The organism is Parabacteroides sp. B2-S-102, from assembly GCF_023656665.1.
Taxonomy (GTDB): domain Bacteria; phylum Bacteroidota; class Bacteroidia; order Bacteroidales; family Tannerellaceae; genus Parabacteroides; species Parabacteroides distasonis.
Genome location: NZ_JAMOKM010000003.1, coordinates 64,760 through 82,086 on the forward strand (window position 1 = coordinate 64,760; position 17,327 = coordinate 82,086).

The window sequence follows — 17,327 nt, forward strand, 5'->3', positions numbered from 1 at the left end:
AAAGTTTCTGATATGATGAAACATGTGAGCATCTTAATCCTGATATTCCTTGCCTGTCTCTTCGCGGGTTGCGCTGACGAACCGATAGATTCTCCGGAGGGTCTTCCCGAGAAGGGTATCGTCGTTAGGTTGACTACCGGGCAGTTGGATACCAAGACACACCTGTACAGCCAGGCTAGCTTGCATCACGTGACTCAAATCTACGCCATCCTTTATTATTGCGGTGATATGACCGCGGACGATATTGACCCGAAAAAAACCAAGGTCGTAGCTTCCCAGCTACTGATGAAAAACGGCACCCCTTGGGATCCCTCGGTAGAGGAGGGCTATGGGCAAGGACAGCCGCAAACCGAAACGTTTGAACTTCTGTTGCCGCAAGACCAGATCGCCATGGTCCCCGGCAAATATATGATATTATGTGTCGGCTTAGACGACGCCTCGGGCGATACGTATGGCCTGACCTATGGTGCTGATGCCGCCAATAAACAGCCGGAATTCGCCAAACCGGGAGCTAAACTGTCGGCGGCACAAGCGGTTCTTGCGAAAGAAGCCCCAGGCGAACCTATGCCTTATGAGAAAGACCCGACAACCGCTGCGACTGACAAAAAACAAGATAAAGAATTAATCGCTTACGGCCATCCCGACATAGCGCATTCGGAGCTTTTCGCCGGTTGGCAGGCGTTCGACTTCATGCCCGACAATTTGAATGTCGTGGAAGTGGAACTGCGCCGCCGCGTGGCCGGAGTGCTTTGCTACCTCTCGGACATCCCTTATAAACTGAATATAGGTAATACCCCCTATCGGGTAACAGAGGTACGCCTGAATCTCTTTCAGAAGCAAAACGCGCGGATCGGCCTGACACGGGGGATGACGCGGGAGGGCAAGCCGTCCCTACAGGATTTCGGTGGATCGGTTGACGGGAAACCGGTTTGCCAAACGCTTTGTAAGTTCGATCTGATGAGTTTCAAACCGCGACCGGAGCAAACCAGAAGCGGTGATCTTTTGTACAGTATACCGACCGATCATCTGGAAGGACGGAAACAACGGGAGAATACCATCTTGATGGGGGCGTATGCGCTGCCCATTCAAAATAATACCCTCGATGCCACGCTGAAGGTAGAACTGTGGGGGTATAAATATAATGATGCGCCGGGTAGTGATGATCAGATTGTTGCGGGAAGCGAATTGACCCGGATCAAATCTTTCCCTGCCATTTACGAAGGCAAGGAGAGTACCCCGGAGATCTACTCCCTGCATCCGAATATGATTTACCATATCGGGCATAAGCTGGAAGGAGATAATACGGAAGGCGACTATCCGGAAAGCCTGGCGGGAACCAAGGTGACCGTGGAGGCCGGACCTTGGCAGGAAGTGGATATTCCGGTGGAATTTCCCAGTGTGCCTATTGTTCCCTTGATGTCTCTGCGGGACAAGGATGGCAATAAGTATAAAACTGAGCCGGAAGAGGCCGGTGAGAAATATTATATCTTCGATTGCATCGGTTCGCGAACGAACCATTTGGAGATAAGCGCATCGATTCTTTATGAGAATTGGAAACTGACAGCGGTACCGGGCGGTGATGCTTCGGATACGCCTTGGATTCAGTTTTGGGACGAAACGACAAGCGGTTATGTCACTGAATTGACTGGTACTGGAGGAAAGGATATTTACATTCGGATGGCTGATTACGCGAGTGTCCCGGATTGGGTAAATAAGCGAGAGACACGGAAGATCCGATTACTACTGGAGGCCCTTGATGAAAACGGTTCTGTGGTGAGCGGTGCCTCCTCTGATTTGTACGTGGAGCAATACAATGCGTTGATTGTGAAAATGGAAGATGATAGTGACGGATATCGTGGCTTCAGTCGTTTCGATTTTGGGACGAAACGAAACGCGGTTACAGGGGATATCGTGGCTGCCGGACAGACACTCGGATGGGGGTATTGGAGCTCTCTTGTTGTGACAGAGCATTGGGCAGATGGTAAGGCCAATTATCGGGAATTTATAAATAAAACATGGATAGATGATTTTAAAGGCTCTGCCATACAGGTTTGTGCTCTGGGAGAAGCGGGAAAAGAACTTGAGATAGATTATGAAGAAGCGAAGTCTGAAGAACCTTTTTGGTTCTTGCCATCGATAGTCGCATTGAGATGTTTCTTGAAGCAATATAAGGATAACGCGGATGCGAATATAGAGCGAGGAAAATTTTATTGGAGTTCTAATTCTGCCAGTTATTATAAAAACGCATTAGCGACAAAGATTGACCGTTCAGGCAATGTTGATGATGATTATTATAGAGAAAATAAGGAAAATGCGTATTATGCCCGTCAAGCCTGTCACGCACAATAAATATAGCGATATGAAACGATATACTTGGATATGGATCATGCTGATCGCCTTGTTGTCCGGTTGCGAAGACGACTTCGACAAGGGCGGCTCAAACCCGGGCGAGGGGGTAACGGAAGGGATGATCACTTTCCGCTTTTCTACCGAGGAGGCACCGGTGATTGTTACCCGGGTCGGTGAGACCGGGCAGCAGGAGTCTTTGGAAAATGTGTTGGTCATGGTGTTTGACAAAGATGGGAAATTGGTCAATAAAGCTTACCAGCAATTGACGATCGATAACCATTCGGTCAATATCTACCTGACCGCCGTGGAGGATCAATCCATCTATGCCTTGTGCAATTTGCCGGAAGGAGACGAGACGGAAGATTTGATCAACAACTCTCCGGTCACTTTGACTGGGTTGAAGGCGAAATATACCACGATCCGAACTCCGGAAGGAGCTTATGGCGGCAAACACATCATGACCGGCTCCCTCCCGTTGGAACTGACCACGACCGGCCAGTTGAAAAAGGAATACATCATCCCGGTTAAGCGTCTGACGGCGCAAGTCAATTTTAATGTCTCTTTCGAACCGTACGATCCGGAAGATAAATTCGCGGTCGGGGAAATGTTTCTTTACAATATTCCGAAGGGCAGCATGCTGCTGGATGGCGGCGGGTCGGTTGATGACGTGGGTAGTTGGGGATATCGTCATCCCGACAACGCATTGTCGGATTCGCTGGATATTTGCGCAGGCGATTATTCGTATGTCGTGGCCGGTAATGCTGCCAAGGCAGACCGTTCGGCACAATTTTACCAAGAGGGAAAAAGATTGGACTTCGAGATCGTAAAAGGAGCGGTTGGAACGAATGATACCTATACCGCCTCTTTCAAGATGTTCGAGAACCGGCAAGGAAGGGTGTACGACCAAGAGAAGAACTGGGAGAACCTGAAAGGATTGATCGGAAAAGATCCCGAGACTGCCGGAAAGTATGGTTATGAGGATTTGTATCGCTATTATCAGCAAATCAACAAGCGGGGGCTTGCCGGGACAAGCCGGAATCCGGATGATGCCGAAAAGATATTCAAAAGAAACGAAGGCATAAATAACGGTAAGTATACGGTTAATGCGGAAGAGCGAGGCTTCAAGTATGCCACCTACCTGATGATCCGCGGTGTCTACACCAAGAAGAATCCGGTGGGGGGCGAGGATCCGAGCAACGTGACCTACTATATCTACCTCGGTTCGGACAATTACAAAGACTTCAACGTCTGCCGTAACCATGTCTATAACTACCGGATCCGTATCTTCGACGCGGACAAGACCGACACCCGCGTGGATGCCAATCCGATCGGCGGGCTGACTATCTACGGGAACTTCGAGGACGTGCTGGATGCCCATCCCAACGTGACGCAGGTACTTCTCTACTCGCCCAGTAACTGGACGGTGCGGGTGGCCGATCCGGACCAGACCCCCTGGCTGGAGGTTTCCGCCTCGCCATCCTATAAGCCCCGTAAGCTGGGAGCGGAGGCTAGCTGCGATCAAGCCGCTTTCCGTCTGGACGGAGAGGCGGGGTTGCACTACTTCTATATCCATACGGACGAGTATATCCCGCCAATCAAGGATCCGCACGGTAACGATCGTTACTTCAAAGCCCCCCGTACAGGCAAGCTCCTGTTCTCGAACCAGGCGGGAAACGTGAAAGAGGTAGAGATCAAGCAGTACGCGGCCCAGATGGTGATACGCGAGAGGTTTGCCACGGATCTCGCGAAGAAGGTACTGGATACGCTCTACGTGGAACGTATCTTGGAAAAGAAAAATATGCAATGGGGATTCCAGCATTATTGGTGTCTGAAGATGGATGAGATCCTGGCAGACGACCTAAACTCGAAAAAGAATGGGTTGACCAATACCCGTGTGTTGTATGACATCGCTTTGAACGGCGACAAATGGGGCATCGATCCGGCTTATCCGGACGGCAATATTCCATCGAACATCGCGTTGGGATATGCCTTGGGCAAGAACCGCGACCGTAACGGCAACGGGAAGATCGACTATAACGAGATTTTGTGGTATTTGCCGGCTTACACCGAATTGCAGGCGATAGCCGGGCATATCAGCGGAGGGTCGAGGTCTTATCCCGGGGAATACTCACGTACTGTGGATGTAGACTGGAAGATGGAACCTTATTCCTTCTTTTCCTCCACGCCCTCGTCTAGCGATGCGGCCGGAATTACTGCCGGGTTCAGTTGGGCCGTGCAGTTTTCGCCCAATGCGCAAAAGAACGGCAAGGCGAGGGTCGAGATGCGCTCGCGTTTCTACAACGTGATTTGCGCCCGCCGCTATAACGGTTGGCGAGGGCCCGATACGGGAACGGTAGACGGCGAGATCGATACGGACGAGGACTGGAATGAGGACGAGGAAGAGATCATGGATAAAAAATAGTGGAAAAAAAGGATTAGACGCGATGAATAAGACGATAGGAAAATATATATGCGCCTGGGCGGTGGTTTGCCTTGCCGGATGCTCGAATGAGGTTCCGCAAGAAGGGCAAACGGCGGTCGCCTCATTCCATGTGGCTACACGCGCCGCGGACAATACCGCCGAGAGGGAGATAACAGATCAGCAGTTTGTACGGCTCTATGTGGCGGAACGCAGGCCGGAAAGCGGGAAACCCGAGGCTACCGATCCTTCGGATCAATATTGGGATCGGTATAATGTGGTCTTGTATTGCGACAAATATTATGACCTGGAGGGACAAACCTATCATGTCGAGAATTTGCCCGGAGTTTGGCATAAGTTTGCTTTCGTGTGCGTGCCGGATATAAGCCAAGGGATGGGAAGCGGGATGTTTCCGACTCAAAATACGTTTTTGACATATAAGGACCTTTACGATTTCGCGATCGACTACCGACCGGTATTGGACTATCAAGTCGCGTTGAATGAGGCGAGCAAGGAAGACTTGGCGATTTACCGTAAAATCATCGACCGCTGGGTCGATACCGACATGCCGACCAACGAAAGAGTGCTGATGAGACGCGTCACCGGGCAATTCGTCCTGAATATGGGAAAGCCGGCCGACCAGTTCGATACGGCAACGAATGGGGCGGTGACGGATATTACGGTCAGCATGAAAACGGCCCGGAATTGCTATATCCGCGACGAGTCGTGTGACTCGGTGCTTGTTATCGAGCGTGAACAGCGGAAATTTCATTGGACCGTAAGCGTGGAAGGACAGTTGGAAGAACAGCTCTTACCGATCGCCCTGCTTCCGGGGGAACTGTCAGACGCCAAGGTGACGGTCTCTTTTGCGAATGATACCTCGGTAGAATACGCCTTGCGTGGACGTGCCGAAGAAGATGTACCGATGGATGCTATCGAAATCAAGAAGAATACACGGACGATTGTCTTGTTTAACGGTAAGGATAAAGAAACGTTCGAGGTGCGTTACGCCGGTTTTGCCGATGGAAACGATGCGACGGTGGATGTCGACGATGACGCATGGGATGGAGTATGAATGTGAATAATGAATGGAATCGTATATATGAAAAAGGTTGTGGGGTTGTTAGCCGGCTTATGCCTTTGTGCCGGATGCGAAAATGAGATACCGGAGCCTACGGCATCGGTGGTTTCGGCTGGTAAGTTCGTGGTGGATTACACGACCGCGGCTGGTGCCGCCACGCGTGTGATCCATGAAAACCAGCCGAAAGGGGTACGTATCAACTCGCTTACTTACCTGCTGTATAGTGAGGAGGGGACGTTGGAGAAGCGGAGGGAAATCCCCGGGTTGGATACCGACGGGGAGAGTTGGCCGTTGAGACGCGAGAATATGTCGTGGGAGCAACGGGAGGCTTTGAAAGACACCTTGTCGCAGGGTGAGACCTATCATGCGGTCTTTGTGGCCAATATCGATTCCGCCGTTTGCGGGTGGACAGGTGCGGACGGTCAGCCGTGGTCTCCCCTGCGAGAGACCGGGACGTACGAGACGGTTTATTTGCAAATGCCCTTCCAGCCGTTCAATGACCGGAATATGTTTTATGTTTTCACGCGGGACATCTTGTCGACGGATCAAGGTGCCGATCGGGAGAATCCTTACAATTGTCCGGTCGTGTTGCGGCGTGCGGTGACCCGTACCGACTTCTGGTTTGAGAAACTTCCTGATTGGGAAGAAAAGACAGAGGGGGGGGATACGGAAATATCCGGTTATCCGGCTACCTGCTTGTTACCGGAAGATATAAAGAACTATTTTCAATCGGATTTCTATGCTTTTGTCTTGTCGAAATATAAAGATGAGTTAAGCCAGCCGGTGGTTGATAAGACGGTTGACTTTTTGGATGCTTTGAAGCGGTATTTTTCCGAACAGATTCTGAATCCGGATTTGAAAGATAAATACACAAAATATATTGGGCGTTTATCTGAAATAGAAGGGCAAATTCAGGGCGAAGGCAAATCCGACTTTTTAGATCAAATCAATTCGGACATGGCTGAAGGCGGTGTTTTATCAAACTTCCAAACCCATTTGGTTAATACGCTGTTGAATAAACTTGAACATAATACAACCGTCCGTAGTCTGTTTGACCAATCTGCAAAAAGAAAATCGGGAACATGGGCAACGATTGTTTACGAGGGACAATCCGGAGTGGATAAATATTATTTGTCAGGAAAGGCTCCGGAGGCAGGTCTGACAGAAAGCCTGCGTATGAAAGCGGATACGACCGTGATGCGGAAGAGCGTTTCTTATCTTGCTTTCAATTGGGTCGGATTGGCGGATCCGGAAAAGAATAAGATTTCCGGGGTCAGTTGGTATCCTACGGCTGAAGCTACGAATTCGGACTTCTCGCTTACCCTTAACCCGTCTATTTCGACCGGACAGGGAGTGAATGAGAAATATTCCGTGTTCTATCGCCCGATGAACGAACTGAATTTGAAAACCGATTGGGAGAAGCAAGTTAAAACGACAACAATCGTCTGTGATTTGGAAAAGGCATTGCCTTTTAAGGAAGAAGATGTGGAACTGATTACCGATATTAAAAAACTTTTGTCTGAAGACAAAATAAAAGACTATTCCGGTTCGCTGAAAGAGATGTCTTTGGTAATAACTTATCCGGATATATCCAAAAGCGAGGTGTTGGAGATTAAAGAGATATGGGAAATAAGTAAATAATAAAAAGTCTATGCGCACGATTAGTCGATATATAAAAAGAGGTGTTTTCCTGCTTTTCCTGTTGGTATCGTTTGTGAATATACAAGGGCAAACCGGAAATCAACCGGTTAAGGTTACCAAGCGTAGGGCGTTGGTAGGCCCTTATTGCATGGTGAACCGAATCTCGTCAGTAGCCAATGTGGCGACCAACTATAGTCATTTGGAGTATATAACCGATTCGGACTTGAACAACTATGCTTCGATAACCGGTATTAAGGTCGATGCGCTGCTATCGCCTGTTTTGAGTGTTAAGGATACGAAAAACACATACAAGGGGGGAACGACTGCCGGTTTCAGCTTGGCGTCGACTGAGAGTGGAGGACTTTTGTCGCTGGAGGTGATCCAGTTGTTTTCTATTACGACTTATTTAAATGGCAAAGAACAGGAGACCATAGCGGTGGGAGGAGCGTCTTCCGGTGGGGTCGGTTTGGACTTGATAAAGATTCCGGGTTCTGATGCTGTCTCTGTAGATGTCTGTGTAAAAACGACGAAAGACTTTGATGAGATTTATTTGATGCAAGGAGGCTTACATGTAGAGGCTATTAATCAGCTAAGCATCAGGTATGCGTTTGTCGGGGATCCGAAAGAAGTGCTTTTGACTTATGATGGAGTAGAAACATACGGGATAGAATTAGGGTTAGGTGAAAAAGGCATACAAATCGACTATGACAAGTGCGACGGCATGCCTTGGCCGGTAAAAGACAAACCCCTAAGGGAGGATACTTTTCATGACAAACTGTTCGATTCAGATACAACCAACTATTTGGGGACAGGAGGGTTGGCTATTGGAGAATGGTTTCATGCGCAGATTGGTACAACTTACGAGTTTCCTGCCGGTACGGAAGTGGGGTTTAAATATTTTAATAAAGGACTCCTGGATTTGTCACTCGGAAGTTTTGTGACCATTACATTATATGATAAGAACAACAAAGAGGTTCAAACGGAAACTTTATCGGCCGGCATATTGAAGTTAGGAGTTGTCACTACGGGAGAGATCACATCAGCCATCACATCCAAGGTTCCTTTTTATTCTGCCCGGCTGACTGTTGGAGCCGGTGCGTTAAGTGTGAACCTAGGCGGGGTGGGTATCTATTATGGTTTTGTCAGGGAGAAACCGGAAATAGACCATCACTGCCCGATCCAGCCCAGTCTGAGCGCTACGGTTTGCGATAACGTAACGACTTACGAATTGAGGAGCAACCCGGATGTGAAGGTGAAGTGGAAATTGACGAATTTTGAGTTTTTCTCAGGAGAAGATCCGCGCGATCCTCAAGAGGTGATGAATAACGTTCAGATCGGAGAAACGGCAAATGGCGTTACCAAAGTAACGGGATTAACCGTCGAGGGCGTGTACACATTCAAGGCTACGGCGGTAGATTGTACCGCTGAACCCCCATGTTCGGAAACTGTCACTTTGACAAAAGGAGTCCGTCCGCCTAGTTCGTCTTGTGGAACCCCTGTTTTTAACGCAGATGGAAATGAGAAATATGAGCTTTCGACAAGTACGTATGGTGTAACCGGAGGCCTGATCAGTATTAGCGATATCAAGGATAAGACCAATATATTGGATGGGAATTTTGATAATTACGCATCCTATGTGAGTGGTTTGAGCGTGGCAAGCAACTTGGGTATCATAGGTATAAAGACGGTAGGTGGAGAATCGTTCGATTTAGGAATTGAGGGTGATAAACGTGTCGGTTTTATCGTAGAGAATGCCTCTACTTTTTTGGATGCCGATGTCTTGCAGTTCTTGCGAATACGGCTATTCAGGAATGGCGAGGTCGTGTATGAGAATGTAATCGACGAGTCCAACGTGGTCGGGGTTGGCTTGATAGGCAGCGAGCAATCTCAAAAGATACGGTATAGCGTAAAGGTTCCTGCGAGTGTGGATTTTGATGAATTCCAATTGTGGACTTCCGGCGTGTTGAATTTGGGTTTGAACACGTTGCGTATTTATTATGGCTTTATGGAATCGGCCGATGATGATTGTTCGGACCCGCTAAAGAATGGTTGTGCCCTGGCCGTTTCTACGGAGGAGACGAATGCTTCCCTGTCTTTACAAATACCGTTTCAAACTGTTTCCGTTGCCGGGACATTGGTCAATGGTGATCTTTTGTTGGATGGTGATATGAATACTGCGTTGACCTATACGCCTGCCGTTGGTGTAGGGACAGGTCTTGTCTTATGCGTGAAATTAGGACGTACCATGGATAAGACCCAGCAACTGGGGCTTGCCTTGGATAGCAAGACGTTTGTGCTTGGAGCCGGTGTCGGTTCCTGGATAACGGTTTCGACTTATCTGAACGGCCAAGAGACCGGGGAGAAGTTCTCGGACTGGAATACTGTCGGGTTGGACGTGATAGGCTATGGTGACAGGCGATATCTTATCTCGCAACCGACATTGCCTTATGATGAGGTACGTATTGCTTTTGCGGCCGTTGTAAGCGCATTGGAAGGGTATAATCTGTACGGCCTCTTTTTCCGTAGCGACATAGATGGCGACGGGCTGCCTGATTGTATGGATCCGGAAAGTTGCGCGGGTGGTTTGGCGAATTTGCGAACGACTCCGCATATTTGCGAAGGGGAAAAGGTCGTGCTGTATGGGCAAGCGAAATTTGAGGAAGAAGAGGAAAAGGACTATAAGATGTCCATCTTTAAGAAAGCGGATGATATTCATACGGCAGAACCGGTATTTTCTAAAACTTTTACCATCCATAAAGGGATTTTCCAACAAGAAATATGGGAGGCAACAGAGGCCGGAGAGTATAAACTAATCATTTATGACAAGGATGATGAAAATGCAGAGTTCGTATTGTCTGAATTGTACTTTACTGTCCATCCGCTTGAAACAACTTGGTTAGAAAATGTGACTGGCACTGACTGGAATGCCTGGGAAAATTGGTCGAAGGGCTCGCCTTGGACATGTACCAATGTGATTATTCCTGAATCCGCACAAGCTTATCCGATTCTGGAAGCGGATGCGTCAAACGGCTGTAACTATATTCATTTTGAACCGAACGCTGAGGTGAAAAACACACATCATCTGGATTATAAAAAGGCATGGGTGGATATTGAACTGTCTCCCAACCGATATTATATGGTGGCAGCTCCGTTGAAAAGAATCTATTCGGGAGACTGGTTTGTCGCTGCCAATGGAATACAACTGCCGGACACATTCACCTCGTTGACTGCGAATAACTATCCAGAAAACCGGGTCACGCCTACTATTTATCAACGTATCTGGGATGCGGCTTACATGGAGCAGTTGATCAATTCAAGCAATCGCCCGTTTGTAAAACCGGGAGATAAAGTAGATATAGCCGTGACCGGCTGGACTAAACCTTTCAATTGGCTGGCTACACCCTATGACAAGAATACGTTGGATGGGCAAGAATTTGATTTCAATGCCTTGTCGGTGTGGGTACATCCGTTGAAGCCATCCGAGAAGGAAGAAGGTGATAACGGCCAAACGTATACTTTCCGTTTCCCGAAGGAGCATACGGAATATCATTATTATGATGAGAAGGGAACTCAATTAAGCGTAGGCGTGCGGATAAATGACAGGAATAATTCCGGACGTTTTATCTATGAGCAGGAAGACGGGAAAGCCACCTTCCCGGTTGTCATGCGATTTAAGAATGGCTCTTTTAATAACAATACGTTCTTGGTCGGCAATCCGTTCATGACTCATATCGATGTAAAGAAATTCTTGGAGCGGAATGAGCATATTGCTTCCGTTAAAATATATGATGGACAAAATGGAACAGCCAACTCGCTGATCCATAACTTGGATGGTGATGGTATCTTGGAAGCAAGGCCGGGTAATGGTGGTGATGGCTTACGGGCTATCGCCCCGACGCAGTCTTTTTTTGTGACTTGCGAAGAGCGGATGGTGGAGTCGTGTACCATTACCTTTACTGAAGACATGTTAGAGACACAACCGGAACTGCAACAGGCAAATCGGTTGTCGAGGAAACAAAGCGCTTCCGTGGCAAGCCGGTCGGTACGCTTGATGGCATCAGCCGATAACTGCCAATCCGGCGCTTTGGTGTATTTTTCCCAAAAAGCGAATGATCATTACCGGGAGAACGAGGATGCGGAAGTCCTGTTGGAAAATGAGATAAACCCGACAATCGCCTTGTTTACCATAGCAGAGCAACGTGCGCTGGATATTCAGCAACGTGCGAATGGCGGAGAGATACCTCTCGGTATATATTTAGCCAAGCCAGCGGATGTCAACTTGTCGATAACGATTCCCGAAAGCTATTCCGGTTGGATCTTGAAAGATTTGGACAACAACCGGATTCATCCCTTGCTTGCCGGAAAAGAAAATAAGATTGAGCTGGGACGGCTGACAACCAACATAGGGCGTTTTTGTTTGAAAGGAGAATCGATCGCGACAAGTAACGGAGTAATTGCCGCGACACAACCAAAAGTATTCTGTTATCGGGATGAAAGCGGCGGTCAGGTTATTGTGCGTTCGACCGAGGGGCTTATGCGGCGCTGTGATGTTTTTACGATTGATGGAAGGATGTCCGGCCGGGTACAATCGGAGTCAGCCGAATACCGTCTGCCGATCGCTAAAGGGGCTTATGTGGTAAAGGTCTATTTGCGGGATGGAACCAGTGCTGTTGTAAAGGTATTTTGAACCAGTAAAATTAAGATACGATGAAGCGGATATTATATATGATAAGTCTTTTATGTTTAGGCTTGTTAAGTACAGGTTGCGATTCGGAAGAACAACCGGGGGAGGAGGAAAAGAGAACCGTTGAGGTGCCGGTGGAGTTTAACTTTACTTCCAGTGGTAACGAACTGACCACCCGAACGAATCCGGTAGGGCCGGGGAACCCCGGTGAAACCAATACCCGCCCGATTTACGTGGATCGAGTAAAAGTATATATTTATCAGCGTCCGGCCGACCAAACATACGAGACTGACAGGGAGGGCTTTTTAAGAGCCAATGAGTTGGTATTACCTGCCCATCGGACCGGGAATGCAGGCGCTGATGGACAACCTCGTTTCACGGCGACAGGAAAAATTCCCTTGGAGAGTGAGTATGAATACAGAATGACGGCCGTGGCTTATTCGGAAGAACAAGGAGAAAAGCGGTTGTTTGAGTTGAACGACTCCTATTTTAATCATGCGGAAATAACGTTGCTAGACAAAGATGAATATAAAACCCCGGAACTGTTTTTTGGTAATGTCGTTTATCAGGATACGGATACCGTCTTTCGTTATGATAGCAAGAACCCAAAGAAATTGACCGGTTGGTTGTATCGAGGGGTTGCCGGGATAGAACTGAACTTAGAGAATGTAGCGCCTGAAGTCAAACGAATTGATCTGCTTGCTGATTCCATTAATACCCGGGTAAAGGCACGGCTGTACGATGATTTCCGTTCGGCTTATGATATGAAAAGGAATGGACGTTTTGAACATTTTGTAATCGGTTCATGGGAAAGGAATATCGCGGATGTGAAGAATAATAATATACAAATAATAGGCTCGAATCTATTGGCGGTATGCACCTCCCTTAGTTTGCGCATAACGATAGACAAGGATGGAAAAGAGGAACAAGTCGTTTGCCGTTTACAAGTAAGAGAGAAAAAGGAAGATGGCGATGTTGACACAGACGAGAATGGAGGTACAGGAGGCAGTGCAAACGCTCAATTACGCTCCATCCCGGGTGATGCCGGGAATGGGACCGGGATTATCCCGGGAGGTGAGGAGACACCAGTGGATCCCGAAAATCCGGACTCGGGCAAGAACCCGTTTCAAATCTGTTTTAAGCGGAATCAGTACTATAAGATACTTGGCGATTATGAAAAATTGACAACAATGGAGTACGTACTTCAGGTAACCGTCAATCCCAATTGGGATGGTGATGTTTATTTACCCTTGGATAAGAGTGATGATAGTAATTGATATATTTCCAAGCGAAAAAATTGAGAGGCTTTAAGAGATGAAGAATGACCCTATACATGATCTGAACTTTTATGTACACGTAAAATCAGGTCATAAGTAAATTCTCTATCAAAAGATAGGGAATTTACGAGGCAACGGCCTGCTTGGGAAAGTAGACGTTGCCTTTATTTTTTGTGACGAATGATCTTGTGAATATTAAAAACTGATAAAATCTATTTGCGTATTAAAAAAAATAAAAATCTATTTATGGTAGCAAGGAAAGCTTCATTACAGCATAAGGTTCTTTTAGGGTATATGATATTGATCATGGCTGTTTGCGGTATGGTTTCCATCTTGTTATACGAACGGAGCCGCATGCGTGAAATAAAAACGGAAACATCGGAGATACGCAGGATACGCCATGACATCAGTACGGCGCATCGCTATATCACGGAGCTTGCCACCTATGGAGAGTCCGTCATAGTCTGGGAGGATACCGATTTTCGTGAGTATCGCAGAAAACGCTTGCAAACGGACAGCTTGTTACAAATATTGAAAGTGAGTTGTGGCACGTTCGTCCTGCCAAAGCAGATAGACTCCCTATGCCATTTATTGGAAGCCAAGGAGGTACACCTGCTCCGCATTATGGAGACCATTACCAGACAGGGGGAAGCGGACAGTCTACTCGCAAATCGTCTGCCTGTTGTTATCAGGGAAGCGGTTCGTACCCGGACAGTCACTCAAAAGAAAAAAGGGATTGCCGGTTGGTTCGGTGGAAAAAGGAGCGTACAGGTCTTCGAGCCATCGAAAGGACTGCAAGATTTGAATGAGAAGCTGATCGCCATGCAAGAGGAACGTGAACGCCGGATAGACATTTATACCGACAGTCTGCGCATACAGAATAAGGCCTTGAACCGGAAGTTGCAAATACTCATCACCCATCTTGACGGACAAGCGCAGGCGGCGTTCATCAGTCGTGAGGAAAAAATCACGGAAGCCGGAGATTTTTCTTTCAAGCTGTTTGTCTTGGTAATCGTCTCCGCTTCCTCCTTGCTATTCATCTCGTTCCTGATCATACGGCATGACATCAGGAAAGAAAGGGAAGGGCGGGCACAGCTCCAAAGGATAAACCGTGAGAACGAGGAACTGCTCGGTATGCGTAAACAGATCATCCTGACCATCTCTCACGATATACGGGGACCATTGGGTAATATCAACAACTGCGTGGAGCTGGCCTCGGAAACCCGTGAAAAGAAAAAACGGGAAGGCTATCTGGAGAACATCCGCCATTCCTGCCGCCATATACTGAATCTGGTGAACAACCTGATGGATGTTTATAAGATCAATGAGACCAAGGATACCCGTAACGAGGTTCCTTTCCGTCTAAACAACTTGCTTGACAACATATCGAAGGAATATGCCCGCAAGGCGGGTGGCCGGGCCTTGCTGTTCGAGCACCGGCATAAGAATGTCGGCGATATTACAGTGAGAGGAGATGCGGACAAATTGGAACAAATATTGGACAATCTGCTGACAAACGCCATCAAGTTCACCCTGTCGGGTACGATCCGTTTCCATACCGAGTATATGGCGGGAAGATTATATGTGGAGGTCGGTGATACCGGTATCGGTATGGATGAGGAGACATTGGAACGTGTCTTCCGTCCGTTCGAGCGTGCGGCGCAGGAGATAAACTCGGAAGGTTTCGGTCTTGGGCTTTTTATCACGAAAGCTCTTGTAAAGGTACTGGACGGAAGCATTGAAGTAGAGAGCCGACCAGGTAAAGGTACAACATTCCGCCTGTCGTTTCCCCTTTCGGAAACGACAGAAGAACCGGAAACAGAGGAGCTTCCGGTACAATCTGCGACGATACTTCCCAAACATGTACTGGTAGTGGACGATGACAGCATCCTTCTGAAAATAACGGAAGACATGCTCGGGCGCAACGGGGTGGAATGCACGACCTGTCAAAATGCAAAAGAAGCCATTCTAGCACTCAACCGCTTGGATTATGATTTGGTATTGACAGATATACAGATGCCCGTGACCGATGGTTTCGGCTTGTTGAGATTACTGCGTAACTCGGATATCGGAAATTCCCGTACCGTTCCGGTCGCTGTCATGACGGCACGGGGGGACGGGGACTCGGGCGTGTATATGAAGTCCGGTTTTTGCGGTTGCATACACAAGCCTTTCTCTTCAAAAGGACTACTGGCCTTTATCTCCTCCGTTACGGAGGGTAGAAGCGCCGGCATGTCCCCGTTCGACTATTCCCGTCTGATGGAAAGTACGGACGACCGTCGTCATATGTTCGGTCTTGTCGCAAAAGAGTCGGAAAAGGATATTGCCGAACTGGAGGAGGCTTTGAGAAAAACCGACCGGGAAGCCATGCGGAGGATCGTACACCGGATGGCTCCGGTCTGGGAGTTGTTAGGGGCCAACGATGTGCTGTCCGGTTATCGGATGCTCCTGCATGACAGGATCTCGAGCGACGAGACGGTCAGAGAGTACACGATGAGAATTATGAAACAGATACGGTTACTGATAGACGAAGTAAATAATGAATTAAGAAAGAAAAATGATGGGGATGAAAAAAACTTTATTGATCGTGGAGGACAACCTGATTCTTTGCGATATTCTTGAGAGATGGCTACAGAAAGCCGGTTACGGGGTATTGACGGCCATAGATGAGCCTTCGGCACGCCGGAAAATCAAGGGGAATAACGTGGCGCTGGTACTGACAGATGTTCGCCTTCCCGAAGGGGATGGCATCAGCTTACTGGAATGGAGCATCTCCCAAGGGTTACATATCCCTTTTGTGGTGATGACCGAACATGCCTCCATTGCAGATGCGGTGCGTGCCGTCAAATTGGGCGCAAAGGACTACTTGCCCAAGCCTGTCCACGAGGAGTTACTGATGGAACTGTTACGGGGATTGATCGGCCTGCCAGTTTCCGTTCCCCCGAAGAAATCATTAATGAAAAGGCTTAGCGGGGCGGTCCGGGAGACCGAGCGGATAGCTTGTCGTGTGGCTCCTTTGAATTGTTCCGTCATGATCCTTGGACCGAACGGTAGCGGAAAAGAATCTGTCGCACAGCTGATCCAACAGCATAGCGGGCGTAAGGACAAGCCTTTTGTGGCGGTGAACTGTGGTTGTATCCGGGGGGAACTTGCCGCATCTGAGTTCTTCGGCCACGTGCAGGGGGCATTTACCGATGCGAAAAAGGATACTGCCGGCTATTTTGAGACGGCCAAGGGCGGTACGCTCTTCCTTGACGAGATCGGAAACATGCCTCCCGAAATGCAGACACTGCTGCTCAGGGTATTACAGGAAAGAGTGTATTGTCCAGTAGGCAGCCGCAAAGAACTTGAAGCCGATGTACGGATATTGTCGGCCACCAACGAGGATATGGAGCGTGCCATACGGGAGGGACGTTTCCGGGAGGACCTGTACTACCGTCTCGCCGAGTTTGAGATACGCCAGCCCTCTCTCTCCGAATGCCCGGAAGATATATTACCACTGGCTGACTTCTTTCGTGAGCAACATTCAGAAGAGATACGTGTGGAGACCTCCGGTTTTACCGAACAAGCCAAAATCTCCATGCTTTCCCACTCATGGCCGGGCAATGTGCGTGAACTTGACAACCGGATAAGACGTGCTGTCCTGTTGGCGGTATCTCCATTGTTAACCCATAAAGATCTGAATCTTAATGCGACCATCTGTAGGACAGGCGAAAAATGTAAAAAAGGCTTGATGGAAGAAGCAGAAGAGAAAGAACTAATAAGGAAGATTCTGGAAGAATGTGGAGGTAAGATCAGTCGTGTGGCGAGAATGTTGGGAATGAGCCGTCCGACGCTATACAAGAAAATGGAAAGGTATGGGTTGAGATAGCATCT

At 48.2% G+C, this 17,327-nt stretch carries 8 protein-coding genes; all 8 read left to right on the forward strand.

What is annotated here, in order from left to right; all coding sequences use genetic code 11:
• Positions 1 to 12 precede the first annotated feature (12 nt).
• The 8 genes from NBH07_RS05220 to NBH07_RS05255 all read left to right on the forward strand — a co-directional run bounded on the left by NBH07_RS05220 (position 13) and on the right by NBH07_RS05255 (position 17,322).
• The gene (locus NBH07_RS05220; protein WP_122141066.1) at positions 13 to 2,349 is read left to right on the forward strand and encodes a hypothetical protein; all 2,337 of its coding nucleotides are present in this window, start codon (positions 13 to 15) and stop codon (positions 2,347 to 2,349) included.
• A 10-nt stretch (positions 2,350 to 2,359) separates the two neighbouring features.
• The gene (locus NBH07_RS05225) at positions 2,360 to 4,771 is read left to right on the forward strand and encodes a DUF4906 domain-containing protein (protein WP_227211398.1); all 2,412 of its coding nucleotides are present in this window, start codon (positions 2,360 to 2,362) and stop codon (positions 4,769 to 4,771) included.
• A gap of 22 nt (positions 4,772 to 4,793) precedes the next feature.
• Positions 4,794 to 5,843, forward strand: a complete 1,050-nt coding sequence (locus NBH07_RS05230; protein WP_227211400.1) for a hypothetical protein — start codon at positions 4,794 to 4,796, stop codon at positions 5,841 to 5,843.
• A 27-nt stretch (positions 5,844 to 5,870) separates the two neighbouring features.
• A complete protein-coding gene (locus NBH07_RS05235; protein ID WP_227211402.1) occupies positions 5,871 to 7,490 on the forward strand; it encodes a hypothetical protein in 1,620 nt (539 codons plus the stop codon).
• A gap of 10 nt (positions 7,491 to 7,500) precedes the next feature.
• Positions 7,501 to 12,177, forward strand: a complete 4,677-nt coding sequence (locus tag NBH07_RS05240) for a DUF8693 domain-containing protein (RefSeq protein WP_008781093.1) — start codon at positions 7,501 to 7,503, stop codon at positions 12,175 to 12,177.
• A 20-nt stretch (positions 12,178 to 12,197) separates the two neighbouring features.
• Positions 12,198 to 13,451 carry a hypothetical protein gene (locus tag NBH07_RS05245; RefSeq protein WP_008778569.1) on the forward strand — a complete coding sequence of 418 codons (1,254 nt, stop codon included), beginning with the start codon at positions 12,198 to 12,200 and terminating at the stop codon, positions 13,449 to 13,451.
• Positions 13,452 to 13,697: 246 nt separating this feature from the next.
• On the forward strand, positions 13,698 to 16,073 hold the full coding sequence (locus tag NBH07_RS05250) for a hybrid sensor histidine kinase/response regulator (RefSeq protein WP_250833482.1): 2,376 nt from the start codon (positions 13,698 to 13,700) through the stop codon (positions 16,071 to 16,073).
• On the forward strand, positions 16,018 to 17,322 hold the full coding sequence (locus tag NBH07_RS05255; protein ID WP_034528045.1) for a sigma-54-dependent transcriptional regulator: 1,305 nt from the start codon (positions 16,018 to 16,020) through the stop codon (positions 17,320 to 17,322). Before NBH07_RS05250 ends, NBH07_RS05255 begins: the two co-directional genes overlap by 56 nt.
• Positions 17,323 to 17,327: the final 5 nt, after the last annotated feature.

Coding starts and splice junctions, on each gene's coding strand:
- NBH07_RS05250 (WP_250833482.1), top strand. CDS start 13,698: ATGGTAGCAAGGAAAGCTTCATTACAGCATAAGGTTCTTTTAGGGTAT.
- NBH07_RS05235 (WP_227211402.1), top strand. CDS start 5,871: ATGAAAAAGGTTGTGGGGTTGTTAGCCGGCTTATGCCTTTGTGCCGGA.
- NBH07_RS05245 (WP_008778569.1), top strand. CDS start 12,198: ATGAAGCGGATATTATATATGATAAGTCTTTTATGTTTAGGCTTGTTA.
- NBH07_RS05240 (WP_008781093.1), top strand. CDS start 7,501: ATGCGCACGATTAGTCGATATATAAAAAGAGGTGTTTTCCTGCTTTTC.
- NBH07_RS05225 (WP_227211398.1), top strand. CDS start 2,360: ATGAAACGATATACTTGGATATGGATCATGCTGATCGCCTTGTTGTCC.
- NBH07_RS05220 (WP_122141066.1), top strand. CDS start 13: ATGATGAAACATGTGAGCATCTTAATCCTGATATTCCTTGCCTGTCTC.
- NBH07_RS05255 (WP_034528045.1), top strand. CDS start 16,018: ATGAAAAAAACTTTATTGATCGTGGAGGACAACCTGATTCTTTGCGAT.
- NBH07_RS05230 (WP_227211400.1), top strand. CDS start 4,794: ATGAATAAGACGATAGGAAAATATATATGCGCCTGGGCGGTGGTTTGC.